The following is a 1,901-nucleotide window of genomic DNA, read 5'->3' on the forward strand; positions in this document are numbered from 1 at the left end:
CCTGTTCAGGCTTGGATGAGCGTCGCGATGGCATCGCTGGCACGCTGCGCGGTGTCTTGCCGCAGCAGCTCGTGAAGTTGGACAAAGCGCTCGTGCAGGGCGGCACGGCGCGCTGCATCGGCAAGCAGGCTTTCCGCCTCCCGCGCCAGGTTGTCGGGTGTGCAGGCGTCCTGGATCAATTCAGGCACCAGGAACTCGCGCGCCAGGATGTTGGGCAGGCCCACCCAGGGCTGCAGGCCGCGGCCCTTCATGCGCCACCAGTTCAGCGCGTTCATGCGGTAGGCGATGACCATGGGACGCTTGAACAGGGCCGCCTCCAGCGTGGCGGTGCCGCTGGCCAGCAGCGTCAGGTCGCAGGCCGCCAGGGCCGTGTGGGACTGGCCGTCGATGAGCTGGATGTCGACCCCCGTCAGCATGGGCTCGATGAGACCGCGCAGGCCCGGCACGACGGGCATGACAAAGCGGCGGCCGGGCCGGGCGAGCAGCTTCGCCGCACCGATCAGCGCCGGCGCGATGTAGTTGATCTCGCTCCTGCGACTACCAGGCAGCAGGGCAATGACGGTGTCGGCTTCGGCCAGGTCCAGCGCCTCACGCGCTGCGGCGCGTGGTGGCTCCATCGGAATCGCATCCGCCAAAGGATGGCCCACGTAGGTTGCGCCGATGCCAGCCTTGTGCAGGATCTCTGGCTCAAACGGGAAAAGGCACAGCACGTGGTCGGCCGCCGCCTTGATCTTCACGACCCGCTCCGGCCGCCAGGCCCAGATGGACGGGCAGACGAAGTGGACCGTCTTGATGCCGGCCTCGCGCAGCCGCGTTTCCAGCCCGAAGTTGAAGTCGGGCGCGTCAACGCCGATAAAGACATCGGGCCGGTTCGAGATGAGGCGCGTGCCCAGTTGTTTGCGGATGGACAGCAGCTCGCGGATGTTCAGCAGCGCGTCGACATAGCCAAAGATGGAGAGCTTGCTGTGCGGCCACCAGGTCTCGAAGCCCTGGGCGATCATCTTGGGGCCGCCGATGCCTTGCGAGGTCAGCCCGGGCCAGCGCGCGCGCAGGCCCTGCAGCAGCAGGCCGGCCAGCAGATCACCGCTGGCCTCGCCGGCCACCATGCCGAGGCGGGGCGCGGTCTGCATTGGGCTACCGAACAATGCCGCGCGTGGAGGCGGCGAGGAAGTTCAGCATCAGGTCGATGTCACCATCTGCCGCGCCGGCTTCCGTGCCACGCAGCGCTGCAATGCCGGCCTTGGCCTCATCCAGCGTGTGGCCGCTGCGGTAGAGCAGCTTGTAGATCTGGCGGATGACGCCGATGCGCTCGCTGCTGAAGTCGCGCCGCTTCAGGCCGACGATGTTGACCGCACGCGCCGCGAGCGGGTTGCCGTCCACGGTCATGAAGGGCGGCACGTCCTGGGCCACATGGGCCTGGAAGCCGATCATGGCGTGGTCGCCGATGCGCATGCGCTGCAGCACGCCGGTCAGGCCGCCAATGGTGACCCAGTCGCCCACCTGTACATGGCCCGCAAGCGTGGCGTTATTGGCCAGCACGCACTCGTTGCCGACGACGACGTCATGGGCCAGGTGGCAGTAGGCCATGATCCAGTTGTCGTTGCCGACCGTCGTCTCGCCGCGGTCCTGCACGGTGCCGATGTTCAGCGTGCAGAATTCGCGCACCGTGTTGCGGTCGCCGATGACCAGCTTCGTCGGCTCGCCCGCGTACTTCTTGTCCTGGTTGGCAGCACCGATGGAGCTGAACTGGAAGAAGGTGTTGTCGCGGCCGATGGTCGTGTGGCCTTCGATGACGACATGCGGGCCGACCTTGGTGCCGGCGCCGATCTTCACGTGCGGGCCRATCAGCGTGTAGGCGCCGACCTCGACCGACGAGTCCAACTCGGCGGCCGGGTCGACGA

2 protein-coding genes are annotated in these 1,901 nt (G+C 67.4%); both read right to left on the reverse strand.

Going from position 1 to position 1,901, the window contains the following annotated elements; genetic code table 11:
- Window positions 1-5 precede the first annotated feature (5 nt).
- Window positions 6-1,130 (reverse strand): lipid-A-disaccharide synthase, encoded by a 1,125-nt coding sequence (gene lpxB, locus ACXJKR_RS31110; RefSeq protein ID WP_457326140.1) that lies wholly within the window; start codon window positions 1,128-1,130, stop codon window positions 6-8.
- Between the two features lie 4 nt (window positions 1,131-1,134).
- On the reverse strand, window positions 1,135-1,901 hold a 767-nt coding region (gene lpxA, locus ACXJKR_RS31115), incomplete at its 5' end, for an acyl-ACP--UDP-N-acetylglucosamine O-acyltransferase (protein ID WP_457326141.1).

The organism is Roseateles sp. P5_E11 (assembly GCF_054049355.1).

Coding starts and splice junctions, on each gene's coding strand:
- lpxB (WP_457326140.1), bottom strand. CDS start 1,130: ATGCAGACCGCGCCCCGCCTCGGCATGGTGGCCGGCGAGGCCAGCGGT.